Origin of the sequence: Blautia hominis (assembly GCA_002270465.1) — a bacterium.
Classification (GTDB): Bacteria; Bacillota; Clostridia; order Lachnospirales; family Lachnospiraceae; genus Blautia; species Blautia hominis.
This window is the reverse complement of sequence record NQOF01000009.1, coordinates 111,821-138,378: the sequence shown is the minus strand read 5'-3', so window position 1 is coordinate 138,378 and position 26,558 is coordinate 111,821. Positions and strand designations below refer to the sequence as shown.

General features: G+C 49.5%; 19 protein-coding genes and 1 tRNA gene. 13 read left to right on the top strand and 7 right to left on the bottom strand.

Annotated elements, in window-relative coordinates:
- Window positions 1-17 precede the first annotated feature (17 nt).
- The gene (locus CI595_RS23420) at window positions 18-2,042 is read left to right on the top strand and encodes a beta-galactosidase (RefSeq protein ID WP_095176032.1); all 2,025 of its coding nucleotides are present in this window, start codon (window positions 18-20) and stop codon (window positions 2,040-2,042) included.
- Window positions 2,039-4,339 carry a glycoside hydrolase family 31 protein gene (locus CI595_RS23415; protein WP_095176031.1) on the top strand — a complete coding sequence of 767 codons (2,301 nt, stop codon included), beginning with the start codon at window positions 2,039-2,041 and terminating at the stop codon, window positions 4,337-4,339. The genes CI595_RS23420 and CI595_RS23415 overlap by 4 nt, the downstream gene beginning before the upstream one ends.
- A 3-nt stretch (window positions 4,340-4,342) precedes the next feature.
- On the opposite strand, the gene CI595_RS23410 is transcribed toward CI595_RS23415, so the two are convergent.
- Window positions 4,343-6,163 (bottom strand): sensor histidine kinase, encoded by a 1,821-nt coding sequence (locus CI595_RS23410; RefSeq protein WP_095176030.1) that lies wholly within the window; start codon window positions 6,161-6,163, stop codon window positions 4,343-4,345.
- Between the two features lie 147 nt (window positions 6,164-6,310).
- On the opposite strand from CI595_RS23410, the gene CI595_RS23405 reads away from it, so the two are divergent.
- The 10 genes from CI595_RS23405 to CI595_RS23360 all read left to right on the top strand — a co-directional run bounded on the left by CI595_RS23405 (window position 6,311) and on the right by CI595_RS23360 (window position 19,976).
- The gene (locus tag CI595_RS23405) at window positions 6,311-8,065 is read left to right on the top strand and encodes an extracellular solute-binding protein (protein ID WP_162291962.1); all 1,755 of its coding nucleotides are present in this window, start codon (window positions 6,311-6,313) and stop codon (window positions 8,063-8,065) included.
- An 11-nt stretch (window positions 8,066-8,076) separates the two neighbouring features.
- Window positions 8,077-9,219, top strand: coding sequence for a uroporphyrinogen decarboxylase/cobalamine-independent methonine synthase family protein (locus tag CI595_RS23400; protein ID WP_095176028.1), 1,143 nt, complete (start codon window positions 8,077-8,079; stop codon window positions 9,217-9,219).
- Window positions 9,216-10,262 carry a uroporphyrinogen decarboxylase family protein gene (locus tag CI595_RS23395; protein WP_095176027.1) on the top strand — a complete coding sequence of 349 codons (1,047 nt, stop codon included), beginning with the start codon at window positions 9,216-9,218 and terminating at the stop codon, window positions 10,260-10,262. The genes CI595_RS23400 and CI595_RS23395 overlap by 4 nt, the downstream gene beginning before the upstream one ends.
- Window positions 10,263-10,286: 24 nt before the next feature.
- Window positions 10,287-11,693, top strand: coding sequence for an L-fucose/L-arabinose isomerase family protein (locus CI595_RS23390; RefSeq protein WP_095176026.1), 1,407 nt, complete (start codon window positions 10,287-10,289; stop codon window positions 11,691-11,693).
- A gap of 14 nt (window positions 11,694-11,707) precedes the next feature.
- Entirely contained in the window at window positions 11,708-12,538 is an 831-nt protein-coding gene (locus CI595_RS23385; RefSeq protein ID WP_095176025.1) for a transketolase, read from the top strand.
- The gene (locus CI595_RS23380; protein WP_095176024.1) at window positions 12,531-13,463 is read left to right on the top strand and encodes a transketolase family protein; all 933 of its coding nucleotides are present in this window, start codon (window positions 12,531-12,533) and stop codon (window positions 13,461-13,463) included. The genes CI595_RS23385 and CI595_RS23380 overlap by 8 nt, the downstream gene beginning before the upstream one ends.
- On the top strand, window positions 13,460-14,959 hold the full coding sequence (locus CI595_RS23375; protein WP_095176023.1) for an FGGY-family carbohydrate kinase: 1,500 nt from the start codon (window positions 13,460-13,462) through the stop codon (window positions 14,957-14,959). Before CI595_RS23380 ends, CI595_RS23375 begins: the two co-directional genes overlap by 4 nt.
- A 107-nt stretch (window positions 14,960-15,066) precedes the next feature.
- Window positions 15,067-17,736, top strand: coding sequence for a family 78 glycoside hydrolase catalytic domain (locus CI595_RS23370; RefSeq protein ID WP_095176022.1), 2,670 nt, complete (start codon window positions 15,067-15,069; stop codon window positions 17,734-17,736).
- 136 nt (window positions 17,737-17,872) lie between these two features.
- Window positions 17,873-18,955, top strand: coding sequence for a zinc-dependent alcohol dehydrogenase family protein (locus CI595_RS23365; protein WP_205728121.1), 1,083 nt, complete (start codon window positions 17,873-17,875; stop codon window positions 18,953-18,955).
- A gap of 7 nt (window positions 18,956-18,962) precedes the next feature.
- On the top strand, window positions 18,963-19,976 hold the full coding sequence (locus tag CI595_RS23360; RefSeq protein ID WP_095176021.1) for an aldo/keto reductase: 1,014 nt from the start codon (window positions 18,963-18,965) through the stop codon (window positions 19,974-19,976).
- Window positions 19,977-20,099: 123 nt separating this feature from the next.
- Here CI595_RS23360 and asrC read toward each other — a convergent pair whose 3' ends face one another.
- From asrC to CI595_RS23340, 4 genes are all read right to left on the bottom strand, one after another.
- Window positions 20,100-21,068 carry a sulfite reductase subunit C gene (gene asrC, locus CI595_RS23355; protein ID WP_095176020.1) on the bottom strand — a complete coding sequence of 323 codons (969 nt, stop codon included), beginning with the start codon at window positions 21,066-21,068 and terminating at the stop codon, window positions 20,100-20,102.
- Between the two features lie 12 nt (window positions 21,069-21,080).
- Window positions 21,081-21,875 (bottom strand): anaerobic sulfite reductase subunit AsrB, encoded by a 795-nt coding sequence (gene asrB, locus CI595_RS23350; RefSeq protein ID WP_095176019.1) that lies wholly within the window; start codon window positions 21,873-21,875, stop codon window positions 21,081-21,083.
- Window positions 21,872-22,885, bottom strand: a complete 1,014-nt coding sequence (gene asrA / locus CI595_RS23345; RefSeq protein WP_095176018.1) for an anaerobic sulfite reductase subunit AsrA — start codon at window positions 22,883-22,885, stop codon at window positions 21,872-21,874. Before asrA ends, asrB begins: the two co-directional genes overlap by 4 nt.
- Before the next feature lie 176 nt (window positions 22,886-23,061).
- Window positions 23,062-24,807, bottom strand: a complete 1,746-nt coding sequence (locus CI595_RS23340) for an ABC-ATPase domain-containing protein (RefSeq protein WP_095176017.1) — start codon at window positions 24,805-24,807, stop codon at window positions 23,062-23,064.
- Window positions 24,808-25,133: 326 nt separating this feature from the next.
- Between CI595_RS23340 and CI595_RS23335 the strand changes: the two genes are divergently transcribed.
- A tRNA-Arg gene (locus CI595_RS23335) sits at window positions 25,134-25,207 on the top strand.
- Window positions 25,208-25,291: 84 nt separating this feature from the next.
- Here CI595_RS23335 and CI595_RS23330 read toward each other — a convergent pair.
- Both CI595_RS23330 and CI595_RS23325 read right to left on the bottom strand, forming a co-directional pair.
- Window positions 25,292-26,266 carry a tyrosine-type recombinase/integrase gene (locus CI595_RS23330; RefSeq protein WP_095176016.1) on the bottom strand — a complete coding sequence of 325 codons (975 nt, stop codon included), beginning with the start codon at window positions 26,264-26,266 and terminating at the stop codon, window positions 25,292-25,294.
- 9 nt (window positions 26,267-26,275) lie between these two features.
- Complete coding sequence (locus tag CI595_RS23325) at window positions 26,276-26,497, bottom strand: hypothetical protein (RefSeq protein WP_095176015.1); 222 nt, start codon at window positions 26,495-26,497, stop codon at window positions 26,276-26,278.
- Between the last annotated feature and the right edge of the window lie 61 nt (window positions 26,498-26,558).

Below are 26,558 nucleotides of genomic sequence, written 5' to 3'. Positions count from 1 at the left end.
GAGCAGGAGGAAGGATCATGCAGTATGGAGTGGCATATTACCCGGAGCATAAGAGCGCCGGGGAGCTGGACCATGATATGGAGCTTTTGACAGCATCCGGCATCAACACAGTGCGCATGGGGGAGTTTGCCTGGTGCAGGATGGAGCCGGAGGAAGGCAGATATGATTTTGAGTGGCTGGAGGAGGCGGTGGAGCGTCTCGGAAAAGCAGGGATCCGCAGCATCATCTGCACGCCTACCGCCTGCCCTCCGGCATGGCTGGTTTACCGGCATCCGGAAATGCTGTATGTGGATAACAGAGGAAAAAAGCGGCCTTTCGGCGGCCGCCGTTTCTACTGTTACAATAATCCGGTGTACCGGGAGTATTCTGCTAAGATCACAGAGGAGATCGCAAAGCGTTTTGGGAAAAATCCGTACGTTTCAGGATTCCAGATTGACAATGAGCCGGCTCAGGAGGCATCCGGCAGGTGCCGCTGTCCGGTGTGCCGGAAAAAGTTCTCCAGGTGGATGGAAGATAAATATAAGACCATCCGTGAATATAACAGGCGCAGCGGCAATATCTTCTGGGGACAGGATTATGAGGATTTTGACCAGATAAAGCCGCCGGTAAATACAATAGAGGTCAGCGCTTGGCAGGATATGCCGGTATACTTTGAAAATCCCACTTTAAGGCTTGAATTTGAGCGCTTCAGCAGCCGGTCCCAGATCGAATACCAGAATATCCAGGCAGATATCCTGCACAGATATACGGACTATCCGGTGACAACCAACGGAACCGGACTTGCCACCAACAGTATTGACTATTATGAGAGCACAAAAAAACTGGACTGCTACGGATTTGATTATTACCCGGGCCTCAGGGACGCGGCGGTAGATTCGTTCCCTTATGCCTTTGCCAGGGGAGTAAAGGAAGGGAAGTCCTTCTGGGTGATGGAATTTATGTCGGGCGGCGGCCATCGGTTCGGCGGTTCCGGGCGTGTTCAGCCCAATCCGGGAGCACTGAAACAGGCCGTCATCCAGTCTTTTGCCCACGGAGCGGATATGATGCTGCATTTTCAGTTCAGGACATTTCCGTTTGGAGCGGAACAGCTCAATTACGCCATTGTGGATATGGATGGTGTTCCGAGACGCAGATATTATGAAATGCAGGACACAGCAAAATTACTGAAACAGCTTGCGCCTGTGGAGAGAGCGGAATTTTCCAACCAGGCTGCAGTCTGTGTGGATTATGATTCCCACTGGGCACTGCGCATGAAGCCGGTCAATGATCCGGACTTTCAATATCTGGACTACGCGGGAAGGATGTACCGGATCTTGGCGGAGCGGGGATACAATGCGGATGTTATCAGCTTTGACGCTGATTTTTCCAAGTATAAACTGTTGGTGCTCCCCGCGGCATTTATCACGTCCGGGGCGTTTCAGATGAAGCTGCGCGGATATGTGGAAAATGGAGGCATCTTACTTGCCACATTCCTGACATCCGTAAAAAACAAAGATAATGTGGGATATACGGAAACACTTCCCGCAGGCCTCACAGATGTGTTCGGTGTGTCTGTGGAGGAGGTGGAGCCAATCTTTGCGGGCAACCGTAATCAGGTACATCTGACTTTAAAAGATACGGAGGCAGACAGCGGGGACGGTATGTGGTGTGACCTGCTGGGGGGAACCGCGGAGGCTCTGGGAACCTATACCAGTGACTACAAAAAGGGTGCTATGATCGTCAGCAAAAATTCCTTTGGAAAAGGAAAAGCCTGTTATCTGGGGACCAATCTGAGTGAGAAGGCTATGGGTGGACTTTTGGCAGACCTGTGCAGGGAAGCTGGGATAGCCCCCAACCCGGTGAGGGCAGAAAAGAATGTGGAAGTGGTGCACAGGGTGCTGGACGGCGAAGACTATTATTATATCTTTAATTTTACAGCCGGGGATACTGTGGTAAAGACAGAGGTTCCCGTATACGATCATCTGTTAGGGTGTGTGTATGAAAATGACATACCAATGGAGAGAAACGGATTTGTACTGGTAAAAAGGTGGAGGCAGAGATGATTAAAAAGACAGGATTTATTACCCGCGTGGTGTGTACCCCTGATGGGCTGGTGAGAGAACCGGGAATGACCATAACAGATCCGGGGACCTATGACACGGTTGTGTGCACCCCGGGAATGGAAAAAGAAGCTGTTATTTTTGAAAACCATAAGACACAGTTCCTTGTACAGACAGAATATGAATTTACGCCCCGGGAGATCTGCAGGTTCATGATCGAGGGCGGAAAAGCCAGGATCGTCACAAAAAAGACCATTGACGGAGAGCGCTCCTTTGTGGAGAATGCAGCCACAGTGAAGACCGGGGATTCTTATTCCTGTACGCTTAGATTTAAGATAAGCGGGGAGGAAGCCATTTACGGACTGGGGCAGCATGAGAGAGGGACTTACAACTACAGAAATACGAAAGAGTACCTCTATCAGAATAACATGCAGATCCCCATGCCGGTGTTCCTGTCCTCCGCCGGATATGCGGTTGTTTTTGACGCGGACTGCCTGATGACTTACGAGGAAGCCCAGAATGAGATCCGTCTGGATTTGGATGCTGCGGATCAGATCAATTACTATGTGATCACCGGGGAAGGTTTTGACAGACTGGTTGAGGGGATCCGCTGCCTGACAGGGCAAGCTGTCATGCTCCCGCGCTGGGCATTTGGGTACATACAGTCAAAAGAGCGGTATGTATCCCAGGAAGACATCCTGGATACCCAGAAGGAATTTAAAGACAGGCAGATCCCCCTGTCCTGCCTGGTGCTTGACTGGAAATCCTGGGAGGAGGGCAAATGGGGCAACAAGATCATGGATAAAAACCGTTTTCCGGATCTTTCATCCATGACGGAGCAGCTCCACGAAGATGACACGGCATTCATGGTATCGATATGGCCGAATATGAACCGGGGATGCGAAAATAACCGGGAAATGCTGGAGGCTGGAAAGCTTTTGGCAAACCTTTCCACCTATGATGCCTTTGACCCGGAAGCCAGGGATCTATACTGGCGCCAGTGTGAACAGGAATTGTTTTTAGGGGGCACGGATGCCTGGTGGTGTGACTCCACAGAACCCTTCACACCGGACTGGAATGGGCTGGAGAAAAGAGAGGATGGACAGCGGTATGAGCTGGCAAAAAGTGAGCTGACAAAATATTTTGATGCAAGGATCGCAAATAACTTTGCACTGGCTCATGCCAAAGGGATCTATGAACATCAGACGGCAGCGTGCAGGGAGAAGAGAGTAGTAAACCTGACCCGTTCCGGTTCCCTCTCCATTCAAAAATACGGAACGGTTCTCTGGTCAGGGGATATCATGGCCACCTGGGATGTTTTCCGCAGGCAGATCGCCGAAGGGCTCTCCATGTGTATGTCAGGCATCCCTTACTGGACACTGGATATCGGCGCCTTTTTTGCAGGATCCACCCAGGGATTCCGCCGATTCAGCAATGTGTGTGAGGGGGAGGCGCCCTGGTTCTGGCAGGGGCTTTTTGAAAAAGGTGTACAGGATCTGGGATACAGGGAATTATATACCAGATGGCTGCAGATGGGAACCTTCCTTCCTGTCATGCGCTCCCACGGAACAGATACACCGAGGGAGCCATGGAACTTCGGGGAGCCCGGGGAGAAATATTATGACACCATAGTATCCTACATTCGTTTCCGTTATAAGATGCTTCCCTATTCCTATTCCCTGGCCCATATGGTTGAGGAGGATTCCTATACCATGTTCCGAAGCCTGATGTTTGACTTTGCCTGTGATCCGCAGGTAAAGAATATGGCGGGAGAGTTTATGTACGGCCCTGCCTATCTGGTCTGCCCCGTGACAAAAGCCATGGAATACGGTCCTGAGAATGAGAAGCTGAAGGGTCCCAAGAGCTGGGAAGTATATCTCCCGGCGGGTGCACAGTGGTATCACCAGAAGACAAAGGAATTCTATGCAGGAGGCAGGGCTTATGAGGTGGAAGCCCCTGTGACCTGGCAGCCTGTTTTTATCCGGGCAGGTTCCATAATTCCCGTGGACAGCAAATGCGGCAAAAAAGGCATTGCCGATACCATTGAGGTTTATGAGGGTGCGGATGGCCGTTTCTTGTATTATATGGATAACGGTATGGATTACCGGTACCGGGAAGGTCAGTATGCAGCCATTTCCATGCAGTACAATGATGAGACGAAGACCTTATCTCTGGACAAAGTGCAGGGCAGCTATGACTATCCAAGGACTTTTGGCATCTGCTTTTACAGGAAAGACGGCACGCTGAAAAAGGGAAGGATGGATTACTGCGGAAAAACAGCCTCCTATATGTTTGGCTGAGACTTACCCCTGGGGGCTTCCAAGGGTTTCAGGAAGCATGGGTGGGATCCGGAAAGTTACCCGGAATCCATGGTCTCCGAAACCTCTGGAGACATGCAGGCCGGAATCCTTGCCGAATACCAGCATCAGCCGTGTATTTACATTGGAAAGTGCAAAACCGTTATCCTCGTTGCGGCTTAGGACAGGCTGGGAAAGTTTTTCCTCCAGTGCAGCCAGGTCTTCTGAGGATATGGAATAACCGTCATCGTCAATGTAGAATTCCAGCCAGTTTTCCCCATTCTGTTTTACCGGCTGTACAGAAACGGTAAGAAAATTGTCATCCCGGTCCGGGACAAGACCGTGTACAAAATAATTCTCTATAAGGGGCTGCAGGGTGTTTTTGGGGATGCCGTAAATTTTCAGGGAGCCTCCGATGATGAATTCGTAGTCAAAGTTACCATAGCGGTACATGTACAGGTTGATCAGGTTTTCACAGAGATTCAGTTCCTCGCCGATGGAGACATAGAGGTTGCGTCTTGTCTGGTTCCGGTACATTTTTGAGAGAAGCAGCAGCATCTGGGAGGCATCACTGTACTGACCCTTCATGATCTGAACCCGGATCTGTTCCAGGGTGTTATACAGGAAATGGGGGTTGATACTGGTCTGCATGGCATACAGCTCTGCCTTCTTCTGTGATATTTCATAGAGGTATGCTTTTTCCACATTTCGCTGGAGCTCATCACACATGCCGTTGAAGCTGCTGATGATCTGTGTGAATTCATCATTGCTTTTCGGTACGGGCAGCCGGTAATCCAGGTTGTTTTGTCCTACAAGGCCCATACCGGCCTGGATGGTCTTGATCTTCCGGTCTGAAGTACGCAGGGTGACCACGTAGAGAAGTATGGATGAAAGGCAGATAACAAGGGCGAGGGATGCCAGGATTATCTGGGAAAAGCTGTTTTCCACCAGGGAAGCGGGAACCTGGTAGCCGGTATAATATTCATAGCGGCTGCTGCCTGTCCAGGCATGGTAATAAGGGTCCCCATGCAGCATCCGGCGGACCGCGGAGGTCTGCTGGGTATTGCCATCAACAGAGGTAATGTCAGGAAGGATCAGATCTTCCGGGGAGGTGTATTCACCTGCAGAGTTATAGATGATGTGATCCTCCTTATCCGTAATGGTGAAGACTCCCGATTCGTTCAGATGGGAGTCTGCTATGGTATTGGAAAACTCTGATACCCCATACAGAAGAATCATCTGTCCAAAGGGGATCAGCTCGTCTCCGGAGTAGTCAAAAATAGTTCCTGTAAGGCCGTACACATGATCCCCCGGTTTTTCATATTCGGAGCTGAGGGAATCAAGCTGGGCATCAGAAAGGACACGGAGCCGGTAAGGTTCCATCTTATAAGTGTTCTGACTGAGCTTCAGGGGCGTGATGGTGTCGTAAGCGGGACTGTACTGGTAAAGCCGTCCTGTTCTGGTCAGCAGAAGAATGCCGCGCAGATTCTGGTCATACCGGCAGATCTCCCCCAGCATCTGCACAATGGAATAGTTTGTGGAGGAATCAGGGGAAAAGTCTTCTCTGTAAAGCCTGCAGAGTGTCTGGTATCTGGATTCGCTGGAAAATACAGGGGCCAGGGTGTTGGCCATGGAATTCTGCCTGGCAGTCAGGATGGCGGAGAGATTGCTGATCACAATATCATAATCTTTGAGAAAATCATTTTTTTCCTGCTCCTTAATGAGGCGGCTGCTTAAAAGAAAAAGAGAAACGGTGACCGTACATACAGTGATGATACAAATCAGCAGCATTTTAGAATAATATCCGGATGCCAGTTTCTTGATCATGGGTATCTCCTTGTTTATGGGAATGTATAGTGTTATCTGTTATAATGAAGACAGTAAAATGGCGGTTTAAGATGCCTATATTATAGCAGTGGATATTAAAAAATGCAATTACGATACCAAAGGATGCAGATACGGGAGGAAGAGGAAATGGCTGGATCAGATAAGGGCAGAAGGAAGAAACAGGCTGAAACAGGATGGAAAAGAAGGCTGTTTTTAGCAGGGACGGCGGTATTGGTTCTGACAGGATGCGGAGCCGGGGGAAAAAGTGCTTTGACTGAGGAAAACGGGGAAAATGATGTAGTGCTGACGGCTTTTGTCCAACAGGCAGTTACGGCAGACGCAGGGATCTGGGAAGGATGGGCAGCCAGAAAGCTTTATGAGGATACGAATATCAAAATAGAATTTTATCCCACCGGGACCGGAGTGGAGCAGAAGCTGAAGCAGTATATGGCATCCGGTAACCTTCCGGATATTATAGGCTTTAAGGATTTGGACCAGGCACAGATGGCCATGGACGCCGGGCTGCTGCTGCCGCTTAATGAGTATGAGGAGATTCTTCCATCCATATTCGAGACTGAGTATTATGAGAAGGCAGTGGATTATTCCAGAGAGTACAACAGCGGCAAAACGGGAGATTTATATATTATGCCCACATCCATAGGCCCTGTCTCAGAGAATGCTTACAACTGGATGCCTATGCTGCAGTGGGATACTTACAAGAAAGCAGGAAAGCCAAAGGTGGAAACGCTGGAGGATTATCTGGATGTTGTGGAGAAAATGGTGGAGATCAAGCCATACACCCAAAACGGGGAGAAGGTATACGGATTTTCACTTTTTACCGACTGGGATAAATATTCGGTTCTGGAGATTGCGGCCCTCTCTTATTTCTACGGTATTGACACTGAGTATATATCACCTCTCATGGAGACAAATGTTCTGACAAAGGCCACCAGTTCCATACTGGACGAGAACAGTTTTTATAAGCGGGCACTCCACTTTTATTATGAAGCCAATCAGAGAGGTCTTCTTGACCCGGATTCCAGGACCCAGAGTTACAGTAACCTAGAGAAAAAATTCAGTCAGGGGCGGATCCTGTTCTCCTGGTTTTCCTGGCTGACAGGAGCCTACAATGATGTTCCTTCCGGACATGTGAATAACAAATACATTCCGGACGGTTATGTAAATATTCCGGCGGACGATATGAAGATTTATGAAGCCCCGGACCAGACCATTGGAAGGAACTGGTACTATGCAGTCAGCAAAAACTGCAGAAATCCGGAGAAGGCGTGTGAATTTCTCAATTGGTTTTATGATCCTCAGGTGGAAAAATATCTGTATAACGGGCCGGAGGGATGTCTGTGGGAGTATGACAGTGAGAAAACGCCGAAAGTCACAGAAGAGGGCTGGGAGATCATCAATAATAAGTCAGAGGATCTGATGCCGTTTGAGAACGGCGGCTCCTTTGCAGACGGTATTGACCCCTTCAATGCCCTTGGACTCCAGGCGTCCACAGTTATGGAAGACGGACACACCATCAGTTACAGGTACTGGCCGGACAGCGGGAAAAATAACGAGACGCTGGTTCAGCGGGAGATCAATGGATTTTTAGGCACAGATACCATCGGTGAGTATCTGAGGAAAAATGATATGATAGCAAAATCCACCATGGCAGTCAATATGATACCCACCGCGTCGGATGAGATGAAGACAAAAGTTTCGGCTATCGGTGAGATCGTCCGGGACATTTCATGGAAAATGGTCTATGCACAGGATGAGCAGGAGTTTGAAAAACTCTGGGAGTCCATGAGGGCACAGGCCGGACAGCTTGGTATGGAACAGGTTGAGACATATTACAGGGATGCCTGGGAAGCTGCGGTTAAAAAGGTGGAGGATTATGAATAGGGAGAAATATTTTGAAACAGATAAAATTTGACACGACACTGAGAGATTCCCAGGGGACGCAGGTGGCGCCCATAGACCCGGAAAACTTTGATCTTGAAGCATATGGGGAATATGAAGCATCCATGCTGGAAAAAAACAGGGATTTTTGGGAAGGACAACAGGGTCTGCTGGTGTACCGGAGAGTGCGGGCAGACGGCGTATTTTATGATAAATGCAGGGATTACAGAGAATCTCTGGCATTGCAGCTCGGGGCCCTGAAAAAAAGCATGGATTATAAAGCAGATATCGCCAATTTTCTGGAGCCGTGGTATGGAATTGGGTATATTGCATCCTGTTTCGGCAGCAGTTACCAGTGGCTGCCCCAGCAGGCGCCCAGCGTTAAGGCAAAATTTTCATCTTCCCGGGAAATCCTGGATGCGGACTTTGTCCCCATATCACAGACACCGGAGGGCCGCAGGAACCTGGAAATGATAGAATATTTCATGGATAAGACCAAGGGAAAGGTTCCGGTATCCTTCAGCGATATCCAATCGCCCCTCAATATGCTCACGTACCTGCTTCCGGTGACAGACCTGTTCATGGAAGTTTTCGAGGACCCGGATGGACTGAAAAGTGCTGCGGCACTGTGTGCGGACCTTCTGATCGGCTTTCTGCAGGAACAGAAAAAACTGATCGGCGATGCACTTGCAAGCCCGGGACATGGATTTGCCAGCAGCAGGGCTTTTGCGGGTGTGGGACTCAGTGATGATACCTCTATCATGATAAGTGGTGATGATTACCGGGAACTTTTTCAGGGATCAGACGAGAGGATCGGAAATATCCTGGGCGGCATGGCATATCATTCCTGCGGCGTGTGGGAGAAAAAAATCCCCATGGTGAAGGGGTTCGGGAATATCCTCAGCGCAGACGGGGCATTTACCATTGAGACAGATCCCAGTCCAAATGATCCGGGGGTGTTTGGCGAGGCGTTTGCCCACAGCGGGATTATTCTCAATGCCAGGGCAGTGGGAGATGAGGAAAACAGCTTCCGGGCTTTTGAACAGCTTTGGAGGCCGGGGCGGCGCCTGATCTGTGTGACATACTGCAAAACACCGGAGGAACAGGAAAGGCTGTACAGGCGTCTGCATGAGTTGGAGGAAAAGACAGGACTATGAGATATGATATAACCTTTCATCCAAGCTGGTGGCATAAGAATGCCGGCGTGGATTTTACCCAGGAATTTTTTGATGACCCCAGGTACCGGATAGAATGTGATGTGCGCATGAGAAAAACATTGTACGAACACTTCGGGGATTACGGGATTGGGGAAAAGGAGCCAAAGAGACGTCCGCTTCTGGGCACAGACCTGCTGGCAGCAGGGTATCTGCATTCTGAGATACTGGGCTGCCGGATACGCTTCCAGGCAGATAATTCGCCGCAGGTGGAATGTCTGAATCTGGATGAGGATGCCATAGGGGAGGTGAAAGTGCCCAATCTGGATGAAAGCCCGGTATGGGCCGGAATACAGAAACAGATGGATTACCTGAAAGAGAGATTCGGCTATGTGGAGACCTATGTGAACCTCATGGGAATCCAGAATATAGCCATGGACCTTATGGGGCAGGAGGTGCTCCTCTCCTATTATACAGCCCCGGAGGAGGTGGAAACTCTGTTGGAAAAGATAACGGAGCTTTCATTGGAAGTGGGAAAACGTTTTTACCGTCTTTCCGGTGATATTTCAGGGGGAGTGACCGCCATTGTCCGCAGGACGGTGCCGGATGTATATCTGACTTCAAACTGTTCCGTTGAGATGGTGTCCAATGATATTTATGAAAAATTTCTCCTGAAGCACGACCGGAGACTGGCAGATGCCTTCGGACATTTTGGCATCCATCACTGTGGGAAAAGTATGGAACACGTGGTGGATGGGTATTCCAAGATAAAGAACCTTGCGTTTGCCGAGGTGGGGGCCTTCTCTGATATAAAGGCGGTCCGGGGAAAGCTGCCGGGTGTGTTTTTGAATGCCAGATACAGCCCGGTCCGTCTGATGAGCGCCTCAGAAACCCAGATCACGGAGGAGGTGCAGGCCCTTGTAAGGGATGGGCAGGAAAACGGCAGAAAGGTGTCCGTGTCCTGTGTGGGCATTGACAGTCAGGTCCCCGATACACAGATACGGTATTTTCTCCGGGCGTGCAGGGAGATAAAAGGAATAGAGTAAAGAGAGATAAGTGAGGATATATAAATGAAACGGATAAAACTGGGCTTTGCCCCAACCAGAAGAAGTATTTTCAGCGCCCCGGATGCCCTGAAATATGCAGCTCTTACAAAAGCCCGCCTTTTGGAACTGGGCATAGAGGTGGTAGATATTGAGGATATAAATGAGGAAGGACTCCTCTACGATGACGGGGATGTTTCGCAGATAGCTGAAAAGTTTTTAAAAGCGGGGGTGGACGGCCTCTTCCTTCCGCACTGTAATTTCGGCACAGAGTATGTGTGCGCAAGGCTTGCAAAAACACTGCGGATCCCTGTTCTTCTGTGGGGGCCGAGAGATGAGCGGCCGGATGAGAACGGGGTCCGGTTAAGGGACAGCCAGTGCGGGCTTTTTGCAACGGGAAAGGTATTCAGAAGATTTGGGATTCCTTTTACATACCTGACAAACTGCAGGCTGACAGACCCGGAATTTGCCAATGGCATTTCCAATTTCCTGGCTGTGTGTAACGTGGTGAAGGCATTTAGAAGCACCAGGATCTTACAGATTGGGCCGCGTCCCTTCGATTTCTGGTCAACCATGTGCAATGAGGGAGAACTTCTGGAAAAATTCAATATCCAGCTTTCCCCGGTGCCCATTCCCGAGCTGACCGCAGAGATGAAGAGGGTAAAAGAGGAGGGTACTGAAGCTGCAGAGGTGGCTGCCTGGTGCAAAGAAAATATGTATATAAAGATCAGGGAACATGAGCTGGAAAATGTGGCGGCCCTGAAAGTGGCCATGAAAAACCTTGCAAAGAAATACGGATGCAATGCCATTGCCATTCAGTGCTGGAACGCTTTGCAGGGTGAGATCGGCATTATGCCCTGCGCCGCCAACTCCCTGCTTAATGAGGAAGGGATCCCTGTTGTATGTGAGACGGATATCCATGGTGCCGTTACAGCGGTTATGGCGGAGGCTGCCGGCATGGATGAGGCACGTACCTTTTTCGCGGACTGGACCGTACGCCATCCTGACAATGAGAACGGAGAGCTGCTTCAGCACTGCGGCCCATGGCCTGTTTCCGTGGCAAAGGAGAAACCGGCTATAGGATATCCTCTTGCCTTTGAGCATCCGGGGGCAGTGGAGGCAGAGGCAAAGCACGGTGAGATGACCCTGTGCCGTTTCGATGGTGATAACGGGGAGTATTCTCTGCTTCTTGGCAGCGCCAGGGGTGTGGAAGGGCCTTACACAAAGGGGACCTATGTATGGGTGGAAGTGGAGAACTTAAAACGGCTGGAAAACAAACTGGTCTGCGGCCCCTACATCCATCACTGTGTGGGTATCCATAAGAACGTGGTCCCTATTTTGTATGAAGCATGTAAATATATAGGCGTGACACCGGATCTATATGACCCGGTGGAGGATAAAGTCAGGGAAGCGGTTTATAACCCGGTTAAATAAAGGAGCAAAGACAGATGAATGATTTAAAGGCAAAGGCATATGCCATGCGAAGAGATGTCCTGGACATGGTTTACCGGGCCAAAACAGGCCATATCGGCGGTGATTTCAGTGTGATGGACATACTGACAGCGCTGTATTTTAAAGAGATGAATATAAGTCCGCAGAATCAGGATGACCCGGACAGGGATTATTTTGTCATGAGTAAGGGGCATTCGGTGGAGGCTTATTATGCAGTTCTGGCTGCAAAGGGGTTTTTTCCGGCAGAGGAAGTGAAAGAACAGTTTTCTGTATTTGGCTCAAAATATATTGGGCATCCCAACAATAAGCTGCCCGGTATTGAGATGAATTCCGGTTCCCTGGGGCATGGGCTTCCTGTCTGTGTGGGCATTGCAAAGGCATGCAGGATGGATAAGCGGCCAAGCCGTGTTTATACGGTAATGGGGGACGGTGAACTGGCCGAGGGATCTGTATGGGAGGGGGTTATGGCGGCCTCCCAGTATGGTCTTGATAACCTTCTGGCAGTTGTGGACAGAAACCGCCTGCAGATATCCGGGTGTACGGAGGATATCATGCATCATGACAATCTGGCCGCCCGGTTTGCAGCCTTTGGCTGGGAGGTGCTGACTGCGGATGGGAATGATACGGATGCGCTCTTAAAGGCATTTGGGAATGCAAGAAAGGCGAAGGGAAGGCCTGCAGTTGTCATAGCGGATACCATAAAGGGCTGCGGGGTCTCCTTTATGGAAAATGCGGCAGAATGGCATCACAAAGTGCCCACAGTCCAGCAGTATGAACAGGCTGTGAGGGAATTAACAGAAAAAGAGGAGGCAGCCCGCAATGAATAAAATACCTAACAGGCAGGCGATCTGCCATGTATTAAATGAGCACGCGGATACCGATAAAGATATTGTAGTGCTCTGTAGTGATTCCAGAGGCAGCGCTTCCCTGGCTCCATTTGCAGAGGCACATCCGGAACAGTTTGTGGAGGTGGGGATAGCGGAACAGAATCTGGTGAGTATTTCCGCGGGAATGGCCAAGGCAGGCAAGAAGCCTTTTGCAGCGTCCCCGGCCTGTTTTTTAAGCACCAGAAGTTATGAGCAGGCAAAGGTGGATGTGGCCTACTCCGATACAAATGTAAAATTGATCGGTATCAGCGGAGGCATCAGCTATGGGGCACTGGGCATGAGCCATCATTCTGCCCAGGATTTTGCAGCTATGTGTGCAATTCCCAATATGCGTGTTTATGTGCCCAGTGACCGGCACCAGACCAAAAAGCTCATAGAGAACCTTTTAAAGGATGAGAAACCGGCTTACATCCGTGTGGGGAGAAATCCGGTGGAGGACATCTATACAGAGGAGAATGTACCGTTTGTTATGGACAGGGCAACTATCCTTCGGGACGGTACAGACGTGGCACTCATTGCCTGCGGGGAGATGGTGCGCCCTGCCATGGAGGCGGCAGAGATACTGCAGGAGAAAGGCATCTCTGCCTCAGTCCTTGATATGTACTGTCTGAAACCGCTGGACGAGGAAGCGGTGATCCGGGCGGCCTCCCGTGCAAAAGCAGTGATCACTGTGGAGGAACATGCGCCATACGGCGGTCTTGGTTCTATGGTCAGCATGATAATTGGTGCAGACTGTCCGAAAAGGACAGCCTGCATGGCACTTCCGGACGCCCCTGTGATCACGGGAACATCAAAGGAAGTATTTGATCATTATGGTCTGAACAAAGAAGGGATCGCCAAAAAGGCAGTGGAGTTATTGGGATGAAGCAAACATATTGTATCGGAATAGACCAGAGTACCCAGGGCACTAAGGCCATGCTGTTTGACGGCCGGGGAGATTTGCTTCTGCGCACGGATAAATGCCACGCCCAGCTTATAGATGAGAAAGGGTGGGTGGAGCATGATCCGGTGGAAATCTACCAAAATACCCTGAAGACTGTAAAAGATTTGTTGGAACAAAGCAGGATAGACAGGGGAAAGATTGCCTGTGTGGGTATCAGCAGCCAGAGGGAGACAGCGCTTGCCTGGAACCGTCACACAGGAAAACCTGTATATAACGCAATTGTATGGCAGTGCGCCAGAGGAGAAGGCATCTGTAAGAGGCTGGAAAAAAGCGGCGTCTCAGAAGAGGTCAGGAAGCGGACCGGGCTGCTTTTATCACCCTATTTTTCCGCAGCCAAGCTGGCCTGGATCCTGGAACAAGTTCCGGGTGTCAGAACGGAGGCCGAACGGGGAAATATCTGCTGCGGCACAGTGGATTCCTGGCTTATATACCGCCTGACCAAAGGAAAAGAATTCAGGACAGATTACTCCAACGCATCCAGAACACAGCTTTTTAATATTACCACCCTTGCGTGGGATGAAGAACTTCTGGCTTATTTCGGGATACCAAAGGCGTGTATGGCGCAGGTCACAGATTCCGACGGTTTCTTCGGAGAGACAGACTTTGAAGGACTCTTACCCCATGCAGTGCCCATACACGGTGTTCTGGGAGATTCCCACGGAGCATTGTTCGGACAGGGGTGTCTGCGGCGGGGGATGATGAAAACCACCTACGGCACCGGATCTTCTATTATGATGAATATCGGGGAAAAGCCCGTATTTTCGGATTTGGGAGTTGTGACCTCCCTTGCCTGGAAGACAGAGGGGGAGGTCCGGTATGTACTGGAAGGAAATATCAATTATACAGGTGCCGTGATCACCTGGATGAAGGACAGGATTGGCCTGTTGACTGCCCCGGGGGAGTCGGAAACCCTGGCCCGTGAAGCCAATCCGGCGGATAAGACATATCTTGTGCCTGCATTTACCGGACTTGGGGCGCCCTACTTTAGAAGCGACGTGTCGGCTGCCTTCTGCGGCATGAGCCGTACAACAGGAAAGGCCGAGCTGGTCAAGGCAGGGCTTGAAAGTATTGCATATCAGATCGCGGATGTGGTGTCTCTTATGAAAAAGGCGGGGGAGGTTCCCCGTATAGAACTGCGTGTTGACGGCGGGCCCACCAACAATAAATGGCTGATGCAGTTTCAAAGTGATATTCTGGGCAGCACCGTTTATGTGCCGGATGCCGAGGAGCTGTCCGGAATCGGGGCGGCTTATGCTGCCGGACTGGGGTGCGGGATCTACAAAAAAGAGATGCTTTTTGAAGGAAAACACGGCACGTTTTATACACCTGTGATGTCAGGGGCCGAGCGGGAAAGAAAATACAGAGGATGGCAGGATGCCCTGTCTATGCTTCTGAAAAGTAATACAGAGGATGGATGACGCTTGGAGGGCAGCCGGGTACGGCGCTGTGGTCCTGCATGGATTTTTGCCCGAGACTGTGAATGGACGGGACATTACTGTATATTCAGGATAGAAAAGGAGTCAGAATGCTGAAAGTAAAAAAGATACATATGGATTATCAGGTCAATCCGGTGGGCGTGGAGGCTATGCCGCAGTTTGGATGGGAACTGGAAAGTGACAGAAGAAATGTGGTGCAGACAAGCTACAGACTGCAGATCGCAGCGGACCGGGCATTTTCGGAACTTATATATGACAGCGGGCAAATACAGGACCGTGAATCAGCGCATATTTTTGTTAAGGATACAGAGATCATGCCGGCATCTAAATATTTTGTCCGCGTCCGGGTATGGACAGCAGAAGAGGAGACAGGATGGAGTGAAACGGCCTGGTTTGTCACATCTCTTTTGGATGAGGGTCTTAAGGCTCCGTTTGTCTCCGGGGAGACGGATGATTCCTATAAAGAGGAGTCAAAAGGCACATATGTAAGGGGAACTTTCCGGGTAAAGGGAAAAGTAAGGGAAGCCTACGCATTTACCACTGCCCTTGGTCTTTATAACTTTTATCTGAACGGGGAGAAGGTGGGGGAAGACGAGATGACACCGGGCTGGACCTCCTACCGCAGACATCTGCTGTATCAGACCTATGATGTGGCTTCTGCTCTGAAAGAAGGCATAAATGTGGCAGGGGCTATGCTGGGCGCCGGATGGTATAAGGGAATTATGGGTCTTACACGTGCCAGAAACAACTATGGCAGCAAAACCGGATTTGCCATGCAGATATATATCCGGTATGAGGACGGAAGTACAGAGACAGTGTGCACCGGCCCATCCTGGAAGGGTTGTGACGCTCCGGTTGTGTTTGCGGATATTTACAACGGCGAAATTTATGATGCGGCGAAAGAAATCCCAGACTGGGCCGTGGATGCAGCCCCACAGGGAGAATGGAGAGATGTGGTACTGGTACCCTTTGATACAGGAGTTCTCCGGGCACAGAGCGGTTCCAGGGTCCGGGTAATGGATGAACTGCCTGCAAAGCGGATCTTCAGAACACCGAAAGGGGAACTGGTCATTGATTTCGGCCAGAACCTGGCAGGACGCATCCGGGTGACTGCATACGGAAAACCGGGAGACGTGATCGAGCTGCACTGTTTTGAGGTGCTGGATCATGAAGGGAACGTATATCTGGATAATCTGCGGCATGCAAAGGCTTCCATGAAATATACATTTGCCAGAGAGGGAACCGTCACTTACCATCCTCATTTTACTTATATGGGCTTTCAGTATGCAAAGATCGTCTCCTGGCCCGGAGAGGCAGAGAAAGAAGATTTTACGGCCTGTACCCTGCATTCAGAGATGGAGAGGACAGGAAACATAACCTGTTCCCATCCGCTTTTAAATCAGCTTCACCACAATTACCTGTGGGGGCTGAAGGGGAATTTTCTGGATGTGCCCACAGACTGTCCCCAGAGAGACGAGCGCCTGGGATGGACAGGGGATGCACAGATTTTCTGCCGTACCGCCTGCTATCTTATGAATACCTACACCTTTTATAAAAAGTGGCTCAGAGATGTGGAGGCGGACCAGACACCGGAAGGGGGCGTGCCCCATGTGGTGCCCAATATAGAAGAGGGCCGTACGGACGGAAACTGGCTTCTGAGACAGGGCCCTCATTCCGCAGCAGCCTGGGCGGACGTGGCAGTGATCAATCCCTGGACTTTATATCTCATGTATGGGGATAAGGCCATTTTAGAGAGGCAGTACAGCAGTATGAAAGCTTGGATCGATTTCTTGAGGTGTCATTCGGAAGATCATATCTGGAATTATAAACTGCAGTTTGGGGATTGGGTTGCCCTGGACGCGGAGGAGGGGAGCTATTTCGGCGCCACGCCCAATGACCTGACTTGTACGGCATATTATGCGTATTCCACCGGACTTTTTGCAAAGATGGCAAGAGTCCTTGGGAAAGAGGAGACTGCCCGGGAATATGAAAAGCTGTACAGCCATATTGTAGAAAAATTCCAGAGGACATTTTTTAAGGATGACGGAACCATGACAGCCCAGACACAGACAGCCCATATTGTTGCCTTGTATTTCAAACTGGTACCGCAGGCATATGTGAAGAAGACTGTGGCGGGACTGAAACGGCTCCTGGATAAGGAAAACGGGCATCTGGTCACCGGTTTTGTGGGTACACCGTATTTCTGTCATGCCCTCAGTCAGAATGGGTGTGTAAAAGAGGCTTATGATCTGCTTCTGAAGGAGGATTTCCCCTCCTGGCTGTATCAGGTGAAAATGGGTGCCACTACGGTCTGGGAACACTGGGACGGCATTAAGCCCGACGGTTCCATGTGGAGCCCCGGCATGAATTCCTTTAACCATTATGCTTACGGCGCCATCGGAGAATGGATGTACCGGGTCATGGCCGGTATTGAGGCTGATGAAGCCTGCACAGGGTTCAAACATGCTGTTTTTTATCCGCGCATAGGCGGCGGCCTGCAGTTCGTGGACGGTACTTATCATTCCATCTATGGGGAGGAGGGTGTGCGCTGGGAAACGGAGGAGGACAAGGTCATACTAACAGTCAGGATCCCTGCCAATACCACTGCCAGCGTGCGTTTGGACGAGGCAGAAGAGGTTCTGGAGGCGGACAGCCTTTCCTTTGTACAGAAAAGTGGCTATATGGAGGCAGAAGCCGGGTCAGGCACTTACCGTATCCTTTTCCGGAGAGGAGAACAGCACGGATTTGGGAATCTGTAAAATATACGAAAACACGACATGATAGATTTCAAGGTGTCGCAGATATCTCTAATAACCTGCAGACAGAATGGTATAATAAGGACAAATAAAAAACAGCAGAAAACGCTGGAATTGAAGGATTGGGAGGATAACGATTATGGCAGTGAAAATGCTTCCGAAAAAAATGGCAGGTGCGATACTTCCGGGGAACAGCTCGGTTGAAATGAAAGAGTTTGATGTGCCGAAACCGGGCCATGGACAGGTGCTGATCCAGACAAAGGCAACTACGATCTGCGGCAGTGACATCCGCTGCATTTACAGGGAACACGTGGGAAAAGGACCTGAGGGATATATTCCGGGCATGGTGGCAGGCCATGAACCCTGCGGTGTGATCGTGGAGGAAGGCGAAGGCCTCCGCAGATTCAAAAAAGGCGACAGAGTGATCGTGTATCACATTTCAGGGTGCGGAGTGTGCAATGACTGCCGCAGAGGATATTATATCTCCTGTAAAAGCAGATTCCGCCAGGCATACGGCTGGCAGAGAAACGGCGGCATGGCTCCGTACATACTGGCAGAGGAGAAAGACCTGATCGCACTTCCGGATGAGCTTACATACAAGGACGGTGCACAGGTGGCCTGCGGATTCGGTACGGTTTATGAGGCCATTGAAAAGATCGGTATCAGCGGAAATGATGCGGTTTTGGTCACAGGGCTTGGCCCGGTAGGACTGGCGGCCCTTATGCTTGCCAAAGCGCTGGGGGCGAATAAATTGATCGGCGTGGAAATGAATGAGTACCGCATTGATCTGGCTAAAAAATTGGGGCTTGTGGACCATGTATTTAAACCAGGCGAGAACACCCTGGATGAGATTCTGGAAGTGACCGGAGGCCATGGCGTGGAGCGGGCCATTGATGCCAGCGCCAATGATGCAGGCCGTCAGCTTGCCATCCGTGCCACAAGAGAGTGGGGCAAAATTGCATTTGTGGGAGAGGGCGGAACTTGTACCTTCAATCCCAGCCCGGATATTATACACGGACAGAAGACCATTTACGGTTCCTGGGTGACAAGTCTGTGGAGGATGGAAGAACTGGTGGAGCGTCTGGTGCGCTGGAATATCCATCCGGAGGACCTGATCACAGATGAATTTTCCATTGAGAGAGCCGGGGAGGCTTATAAGCTGATGGCAGGCGGACAGTGCGGCAAGGTTGCGGTTATTTTCGGCGACCAGGATGAAAGGTAGGTTTATTATGGCAAAAGGAGTAGACCCGGCAATAGTGCCATACAAAACTTTATATACAGGAGCCAGAATGCCCGCTATGGGTATCGGTACCTTTGGCTCTGATAAATATTCTGCAAAGCAAGTATCTGACGCCGTATATGGTGCCGTCGAAAGCGGATACCGCCTCATAGACTGCGCTTCCGTTTACCAGAACGAGAAAGAAATCGGCGCTGTCCTTGGGAGGCTCTTTGAAGATCAGGTTGTAAAGAGAGAGGAACTGTTTATCACCGGAAAAGTGTGGAATGACATGCACGGGGATGGGGAGGTCATAGCATCCTGTAAGCAGAGCCTTGCGGATCTGGGTCTTTCCTATCTGGATCTGTACTTTGTACACTGGCCGTTTCCCAATTATCATGCACCGGGGTGTGACGGGGATTCCAGGAACCCGGATTCCAAACCCTTTTCCATAGAGGAGTTCATGGGTGTGTGGAGACAGTGCGAGCAGCTTTTGGAGGAGGGGCTTGTGCGCCACATCGGCATGTCTAATATGACCATACCGAAGCTGGAAGCAGTGCTTCCCCTCTGCAAGATCCAGCCTGCAGCCATTGAGATGGAGCTTCATCCGGGCTTTCAGCAGCCGGAATTGTTTGATTACGTGCAAAAACACAATATCGTGCCAATCGGCTACTGTCCCATTGGCTCCCCTTCACGCCCGGAGCGTGACAGGACCTCTGAGGATGTTGCGGATACCCAGATGCCGGAAATCCTGGAGATCGCGGAAGCACACGGGATACACCCGGCAGTCGTGTGCCTGAAATGGGCTGTGCAGCGGGGACAGGTGCCAATCCCCTTCTCTGTGAAGGAACCCCAGTATATCAGCAATCTGAAATGCATCACTGAGGACCCGCTCACAGATGAGGAGATGGAGAAGATCCGTCTTGCCGACAAGAACTGCCGTTTGGTAAAAGGCCAGGTATTTCTCTGGGCCGGTGCAAAGGGATGGGAAGATCTGTGGGATATGGACGGAAACATTACAAAATAGAAGCATAGAAAACAGCACAGAGAACTGCGGAGGCGATTCACTGTGCTGTTTCTTTTTCTGACAACAGGAGCTTTGCAAAGAGACTTACTGTTGTCTGCCTCCCGGTTTATGCCGTGCAGGATGTTATTTTGTATAGTGGACGCCTTTCCAATACATAGGTGTGGTGACCTCTGCGATTTCCGGCAGTTCCACGCCGTCAAGCGCCCATTTTTTAAACTCCTCAAATCCGGTGCGGTCCACAATATAGCCAATGTGTTCCTTGCCGCCCGGTGCGGAGCGGTCGATATAGTGTTCCACGTATTTGTAGGTATTCAGGATGATCTTAATTATACTGTCCTCATCCGCCCATTTGATGAAGTCTTCGCCCAGACGCGGGTTTCTCTTTCCGGTTCGTCCGAGAAGTGTGAGGCGGTAATATTTCTTTTCGTCCCTGGTCCATGCGGAAGCAGGGCAGTTCAGGACACATTCGCCGCAGCCGATACATTTTTCTTCGTTTCTCTTTGGGCGGTAGTTTACGGTCTCCAGAGCCTCCACGGATTTGCGGCGGCAGTATTTCACGCAGGCACCACAGTTTACACACCGATCAGGGTCCAGGCGGGGAAGCGTCATGCCCATGATGCCGAAATCGTGCATGCGGACCTTGGCGCAGTCATTGGGACATCCGGTGAGAGCGATCTTGAAATGCAGATCATTGGGGAAGATGGCCTTTTCAATCCGCTGTGCAAATGCGGTGGTGTCGTAGCAGGCGTAAGGACATACACGGTTTCCAATGCAGGCACTTACATTTCTGGTGCCGGAGGCAGGATAACCTGTGCCTGGGTCAGTCTGGTTGATGTCCAGCCCTTCTATAATGGGCTGAAGCATCTCATTGACTTTGGGCATATCCGCATAGTCTATGCCGGGGATCTCAAATCCCTGCCGGTTGGTAATGTGTACCGTTCCGTTGCCGTACTTCTCTGCGATATCCTGTATCATGGACAGATAACAGGCATCCATATGGCCGCCCGGCACACGGACACGGGAGGCTGTTTTGCCGCGCTCTTTTGTGACGCGGAATGCATTTTTCTTTAAAGCCTTTGTATTGACATCCATTCCCTGCACCTCCTAATCCAACAGCTGGCGGCCCTTGGTAAAGTTAAAGACAGGACCGTCCAGACATACATAGACATCATTGATCTTACAGTGGCCGCATTTTCCAAGGCCGCAGCACATTTTGCGCTCCTGGGAGATCCAGATCTGTTCTTCTTTTAATCCCCGGTCCATAAGCGCCATGGTGGAAAAACGCATCATGGCAGGCGGGCCTACTACAATGGCACAGGCGTCCTCCATATTCCGGAACTCCAGGTCAGGGATATAGGCAGTTACCAGCCCTTCTCTGTAGGATTCATCACCCTCCCGGCTGTCAACCGTGAGAATCAGGTTCAGATTTTCTTCCCAGAGCTTCAGATCCCGGCGGAACAAAATGTCGTGTGGGGATTTGAAACCGGCAATGACTGTGACACTTTTTGCTGTCTGGGGATTGTGGGCAAAATGATCGATCACGCCGCGTACCGGGGACACACCGGTACCGCCTGCTACGATGACAAGCTCTTTATTCTTATAAATTTCCAGGTCGAATCCATTTCCGTAAGGACCACGCAGGAGCAGGGTGTCCCCTTCATATTGTTCAAATACTTCATTTGTGACTTTACCCACACGGCGTATGGTCAGATCCACAAAGCCGTCCCCTATGCCGCTGACAGAGATGGGAGCCTCGCCGTATTTGGGGATGGATACCTCAAAGAACTGGCCGGGTCTTACATCGCCGGTGTATTCCATGCGGAAGGTGTACTCTATGTCTGTGTGACGGATCACTTCTTTGATCTCAGAGCGAAAAGGGATATATTCATTTTTTATCATAAATCTTCCACCTCCTTCATGGCATCAGAAAGACGGTTCAGACAGTTTGAGAAGGAAATGTACTCCGGACAGACATCGTCACAGCGTCCGCAGCCCACACACATCTGATAGCCGGCTCTCTGTTTGAAATCCAGTGCCTTATGCATGACTTTAAAGCGCATACGTTCCCCGTTGGTTTTGCGGTAACTTCCTCCGCCTGCCACATCGGTGTAGCCATCCACCATACAGGAGGCCCACACTCTGCGTCGTTCGCCCACCTTGCCGTTATCTGTATAGAACAGATCCTGCATGGTGAAGCAGGTGCAGGTTGGACATGAGAGATTACAGCGTCCGCAGTTTATGCAGCGGCTGTCATATTCTTTCCAAATGGAGCTTTTGGCTGCTTTGGCGGTGAGATTTTCGGGAATATGTACGCGGGTCTTTGTCTCTGTCACAAAAGAGGGGGAGACGGCTTCTTCAGAAACCGCATATTTTTGGAAGAGTTCTTTCTGTTCTTCCCATTTTACATCTATTTTCCAGGTTTCGTCCGCAAAATCCAGGCTGAAATCATAATCAGAGTTTTTATTTGTCCCCATATCCACGCAGAAGCAGGAGTCAAAGCAGGAGGAACAGCCAAGGAGCGCGAATCTTACATGGTCACGAAGCTGTCTGTAGTAGGAATCTTCGGGGCCGTTTTCCAGATACATGTAGTCCAGACGGCGGATCGCGTGAAGGTCGCAGCTTCTCAGGAAGATAATGGCGTCCTTTTTAGGGGGATTTGGTTCCGTTACCTTATCCTCTGTGAAATAAAATAAGGTCTGGGAAATGGGCAGCAGCACCTCCTTGGGGGAGAAGCGTGATTTCCTGTCAAGTACGATCTCTTCAGGGGATGTGATCCTGTCATAGTGGATCAGATCCGTGTCGGAAAAGGCTCCCTTTTTCGGAAAATGTTTGGGAGCGTAAAGGTCATAAGTTTCGGTAAGAGCAGAAAAGACTTGCCGTAAATCCTGCGTCTTGTAACAATAACCCATAATTTCACCTCTTTCATAAATGGTGTGAGAACGCAAAAAACTGCGGCTTCACTTATTTGGCTGCAATGGAACGTAAGGTATGACCGTTCGGTTTCCAATGCTTATGCAGATAAGTATAGCCGCAGTATTTTTAAAATGCCGTGATGATTCTCACGTTTTATAAAGTTTTTTGTGTTTTACTGTCTTCTGAAACGATTAAAGCAGGCGTATATCTCCTGAGCCCTGGGCATAGCCAGTCCGCACGGGGTGTAGGAAGTCCCGCAGACAGAGGAGAGGCCTTTTGTCCCAAGCTGGTGCAGGAGCAGCCTGACAATCTGGTCTAAAGTCCTTTTTCCGTCTATCAGGTTTTCACAGGCATAGCGCAGGATGGCGGCAAGCGCTGCCGTCTGCTCGTAGTCTGTGAGCTGTTCCACATACCGCAGGTCTACAGATTCCTTACCGATGGAAAAGGTGTAGCGGTCATGTGTTTTGGTCTTTAAACTCCGTTCTTCCCTGGCGCCGTTTCCGCTGTCTTTCGGCCCGCGTCCCCGGTGGCGGGGGGAGGAATCACGAAAATCCGGTGTGGTCATGATCCTGCGGCTTTCGGGCAGGAGGAAGGCAGGGGTGTCTGCAGGGGGAAGAGGAAAGTCTTTGCAGAGCTTTTTTACAGATTCAGTGATATCCACCGGGCGGTAGCAGTCCATCTGGATGATCGTGTCTGCAATGTGGAAGAAAGCGCCGCTGCTGCCTGCAACCAGGATGGTGGAGATCCCCGCTTTGGTGTACAAATCTCTGGCGCGCTCTAAAAATGGAGTGATAGGTTCCTTGTGCCGGCTGATCACATGCTGCATGAAGGTATCACGCACCATGAAGTTGGTGGCAGAGGTATCTTCATCTATGAAAAACAGATGGGAACCTGCTTCCATGCTCTCCACTATGGCGGCAGCCTGGGAGGTGCTTCCGCTGGCATCCGGTGTGGAGAAGCAGTGGGTATCCTTCTTGTTGGGAAGGTCATTGATGAACATGGAGATGTCCACATCTTTTACAAAACGTCCGTCCTCGGAGCGCAGCTTCACTGCCGTGTCATCTGCAATGACGTACTCTCTGCCGTCCCCTGCAATGTGATTGTACACACCGGATTCCAAGGCGTTCAGAAGAGTGGATTTTCCGTGGTAGCCGCCGCCCACAATCAGGGTAATGCCCACAGGAATGCCCATGCCGGTGATTTTACCCTTATGGGGAAGGTGAAGCTCTGTGCGCATGGAATCCGGGGAGGAGAAGGGGACGCAGTCTGAAAGCGGCTTGTCCGATACGCCGCTCTGTCTGGGAAGGATGGCGCCGTCCGCCACGAAAGCGGCCAGATTTCGGTTTTTCAGCTCTTCTCTGATGAATTGCTGGTCTTCTGCCAAAAAGAACACATTTTCCACAGCTTTGGCATTCTGGTTTTTATACAGGAAGGATTTCCGCACACATACCGGCAGAAATTCAAACAGGATTTTTTCCAGCTCAGGAGCATTGATGGTCCTGCCGTTTGCAGGGAAACCTACGGTAAAGCGGGCAGTCAGATCCCTGTCCGTGATTTCACAGGCAGTGCGGTCCAGGATTTCCTGTCCGCAGCGGCTGACAGAGATAAGCCCGCTTTTCCCGGAACCTTTGGCCTTGAAGCTGAAATGATACACCTGTTGTTCAAACTGTCTGTTCAGATAGTCCTGAAGAGCGATCCGGGTATGTTTTTCCTTGTAGTATTGGGACGGAAATCCCGCCGTCAAAAGAGGGATCCGGATACTCAGGCTGGAGGGAGCCGCAAAAGGGTCGCCCTGCACATGGTCAATGGATAATGTATAGTCACCAAAAGCGTAGACACCCCGCAGATCCTTGTAGGCAGGATAACTTTTCCGGTGGATGGAGGCCAGCATGGTCTTCAAATCTGATGATGCTCTCATAATATTGTAACTCCTTTATAATAGGTAAATTGCGCTTATCTTTTACTATAAACAATTCGCCGAAAAATGGCAAGTATAGAGGATAAAAAAGTTGTAACTGTTCAGTACCTTCCCAGTTACGGGCAAAAATCCATGCAGAATCGCCTTGGGCGATGGGATTTTTGCTTGCAGCTCAAGGTTTTTTTACGGTCGGCGCAGTAAATGCGCAGACCTACTGTATAGTTACAAAAAGTTTTAAAAAACCTATTGACATTTTTCGTACCATAAGATATAATAAATTTCGTTGCTAAGGCAATAACAAATTAATATCTATCCAATGATTGGATGTGCGCGTAGCTCAGCTGGATAGAGCGTCTGGCTACGGACCAGAAGGTCGGGAGTTCGAATCTTCTCGCGCACGTCAAAAGCCCTGTTTGCAAGGATGCAGACAGGGCTTTGTTTTATTTTCCGGAAAGTAACACTCTGGTCATTTACGTGTGTTTGACTATGATACACTATAATAAGTCTTGAAAAATATTTTATCCAGGCGATAAACATCAGATCCCATTCGGTTATATGTATTCGCCAGGTGTAAATAATTCTGTGTTGTGTCATAACTGGTATGTCCCAGATATATCCTTAATGATTCCAGATCGCCGCCGCCAAGGATAAACGACGTAGCAAAAATATGTCTTAATAAATGCGGTTTTAGCCTTGTAATCTCTGTCTTTTTGCGTATGCGGGCAAATAAACATTTGATAGTATTCTCAGTTACCGGAGAATGAGAACCGTCAGCGGAACAGAACATATAATCGTGTTCCGTATACGGACGATAAATTGTAGCATACTGATGCAGGTGCTTTTTTAATCCGCTGGCAAGGGGAACTATCCTATCCTTATTTCCTTTTCCGTCAAAAATTAAGATATGATTCTGTTGAAAATTAATATTATGAATACGAAGGTTGCAAACATCCCCAGATCGTAAACCCTCGTCCAGCATCAAATGTACCATGCAGTAATTTCTTAATCCGCTACAGGTTTTTAAGTTAAACAAAGTGTCAATTTCCTTTACCTCATCCGCAAATAGCGGGAGTACCAATTTAGTTTCTCTCTTTATGAGCTTGAATTTTTTCATCAGATTATTTTCCATATAGTCATTATCGTAAAGGAAATTAAAAAAAGTCCTCAGATCAATGGAATACGTTCGGATGGAAGTATTTGTTATGGGCTTATGCTCCGTAGGTTTGTAAGGATGACTTGACAGTTTATCCCTCTTGCGAAGCATGATTACATAACCCTTTAGATCCATCAAAGTGACATCTGATAATTTAATATCACATATTTCGCAATGATAAGTTTCTTTCATATAATCAAAAAAGTAAGAGAGAGTATTTTTATAATTTTTAACGGTCTTTGCGTTGCAATATGTTTCCCGGTCAAATATAAATAAATCAAAAGCTTGTTGTAAATTTATATCCATGATCTCACCTCATATTAACCATTTATACTTATTAAGAAAATAGGTATCAAAACGACCAGAATCTTCCTCTTCTATACCTTCACGATTATATGCAAATAACATAATCAAAAAATAAATAGACAAAGGTATATTAATGTTATAATCTAATACTAAAAATATAGCTGAAAGAAAAACAAATTCATAAGTCACAAAGGTATGAAATTCTTTATCAAAGAAGAATAAATCGTACATATTATTTCCTCCATTTGTATTTCACGTACAGCTCCGGCCGGAGCCGATCGGGCTTCGCTGC

Excerpts from the sequence above, each read along its gene's own strand:
- CI595_RS23420 (WP_095176032.1), top strand. The coding sequence starts at position 18 with ATGCAGTATGGAGTGGCATATTACCCGGAGCATAAGAGCGCCGGGGAG.
- CI595_RS23415 (WP_095176031.1), top strand. The coding sequence starts at position 2,039 with ATGATTAAAAAGACAGGATTTATTACCCGCGTGGTGTGTACCCCTGAT.
- CI595_RS23410 (WP_095176030.1), bottom strand. The coding sequence starts at position 6,163 with ATGATCAAGAAACTGGCATCCGGATATTATTCTAAAATGCTGCTGATT.
- CI595_RS23405 (WP_162291962.1), top strand. The coding sequence starts at position 6,311 with ATGGCTGGATCAGATAAGGGCAGAAGGAAGAAACAGGCTGAAACAGGA.
- CI595_RS23395 (WP_095176027.1), top strand. The coding sequence starts at position 9,216 with ATGAGATATGATATAACCTTTCATCCAAGCTGGTGGCATAAGAATGCC.
- CI595_RS23390 (WP_095176026.1), top strand. The coding sequence starts at position 10,287 with ATGAAACGGATAAAACTGGGCTTTGCCCCAACCAGAAGAAGTATTTTC.
- CI595_RS23385 (WP_095176025.1), top strand. The coding sequence starts at position 11,708 with ATGAATGATTTAAAGGCAAAGGCATATGCCATGCGAAGAGATGTCCTG.
- CI595_RS23380 (WP_095176024.1), top strand. The coding sequence starts at position 12,531 with ATGAATAAAATACCTAACAGGCAGGCGATCTGCCATGTATTAAATGAG.
- CI595_RS23375 (WP_095176023.1), top strand. The coding sequence starts at position 13,460 with ATGAAGCAAACATATTGTATCGGAATAGACCAGAGTACCCAGGGCACT.
- CI595_RS23370 (WP_095176022.1), top strand. The coding sequence starts at position 15,067 with ATGCTGAAAGTAAAAAAGATACATATGGATTATCAGGTCAATCCGGTG.
- CI595_RS23365 (WP_205728121.1), top strand. The coding sequence starts at position 17,873 with ATGGCAGTGAAAATGCTTCCGAAAAAAATGGCAGGTGCGATACTTCCG.
- CI595_RS23360 (WP_095176021.1), top strand. The coding sequence starts at position 18,963 with ATGGCAAAAGGAGTAGACCCGGCAATAGTGCCATACAAAACTTTATAT.
- asrC (WP_095176020.1), bottom strand. The coding sequence starts at position 21,068 with ATGGATGTCAATACAAAGGCTTTAAAGAAAAATGCATTCCGCGTCACA.
- asrB (WP_095176019.1), bottom strand. The coding sequence starts at position 21,875 with ATGATAAAAAATGAATATATCCCTTTTCGCTCTGAGATCAAAGAAGTG.
- asrA (WP_095176018.1), bottom strand. The coding sequence starts at position 22,885 with ATGGGTTATTGTTACAAGACGCAGGATTTACGGCAAGTCTTTTCTGCT.
- CI595_RS23340 (WP_095176017.1), bottom strand. The coding sequence starts at position 24,807 with ATGAGAGCATCATCAGATTTGAAGACCATGCTGGCCTCCATCCACCGG.
- CI595_RS23330 (WP_095176016.1), bottom strand. The coding sequence starts at position 26,266 with ATGGATATAAATTTACAACAAGCTTTTGATTTATTTATATTTGACCGG.
- CI595_RS23325 (WP_095176015.1), bottom strand. The coding sequence starts at position 26,497 with ATGTACGATTTATTCTTCTTTGATAAAGAATTTCATACCTTTGTGACT.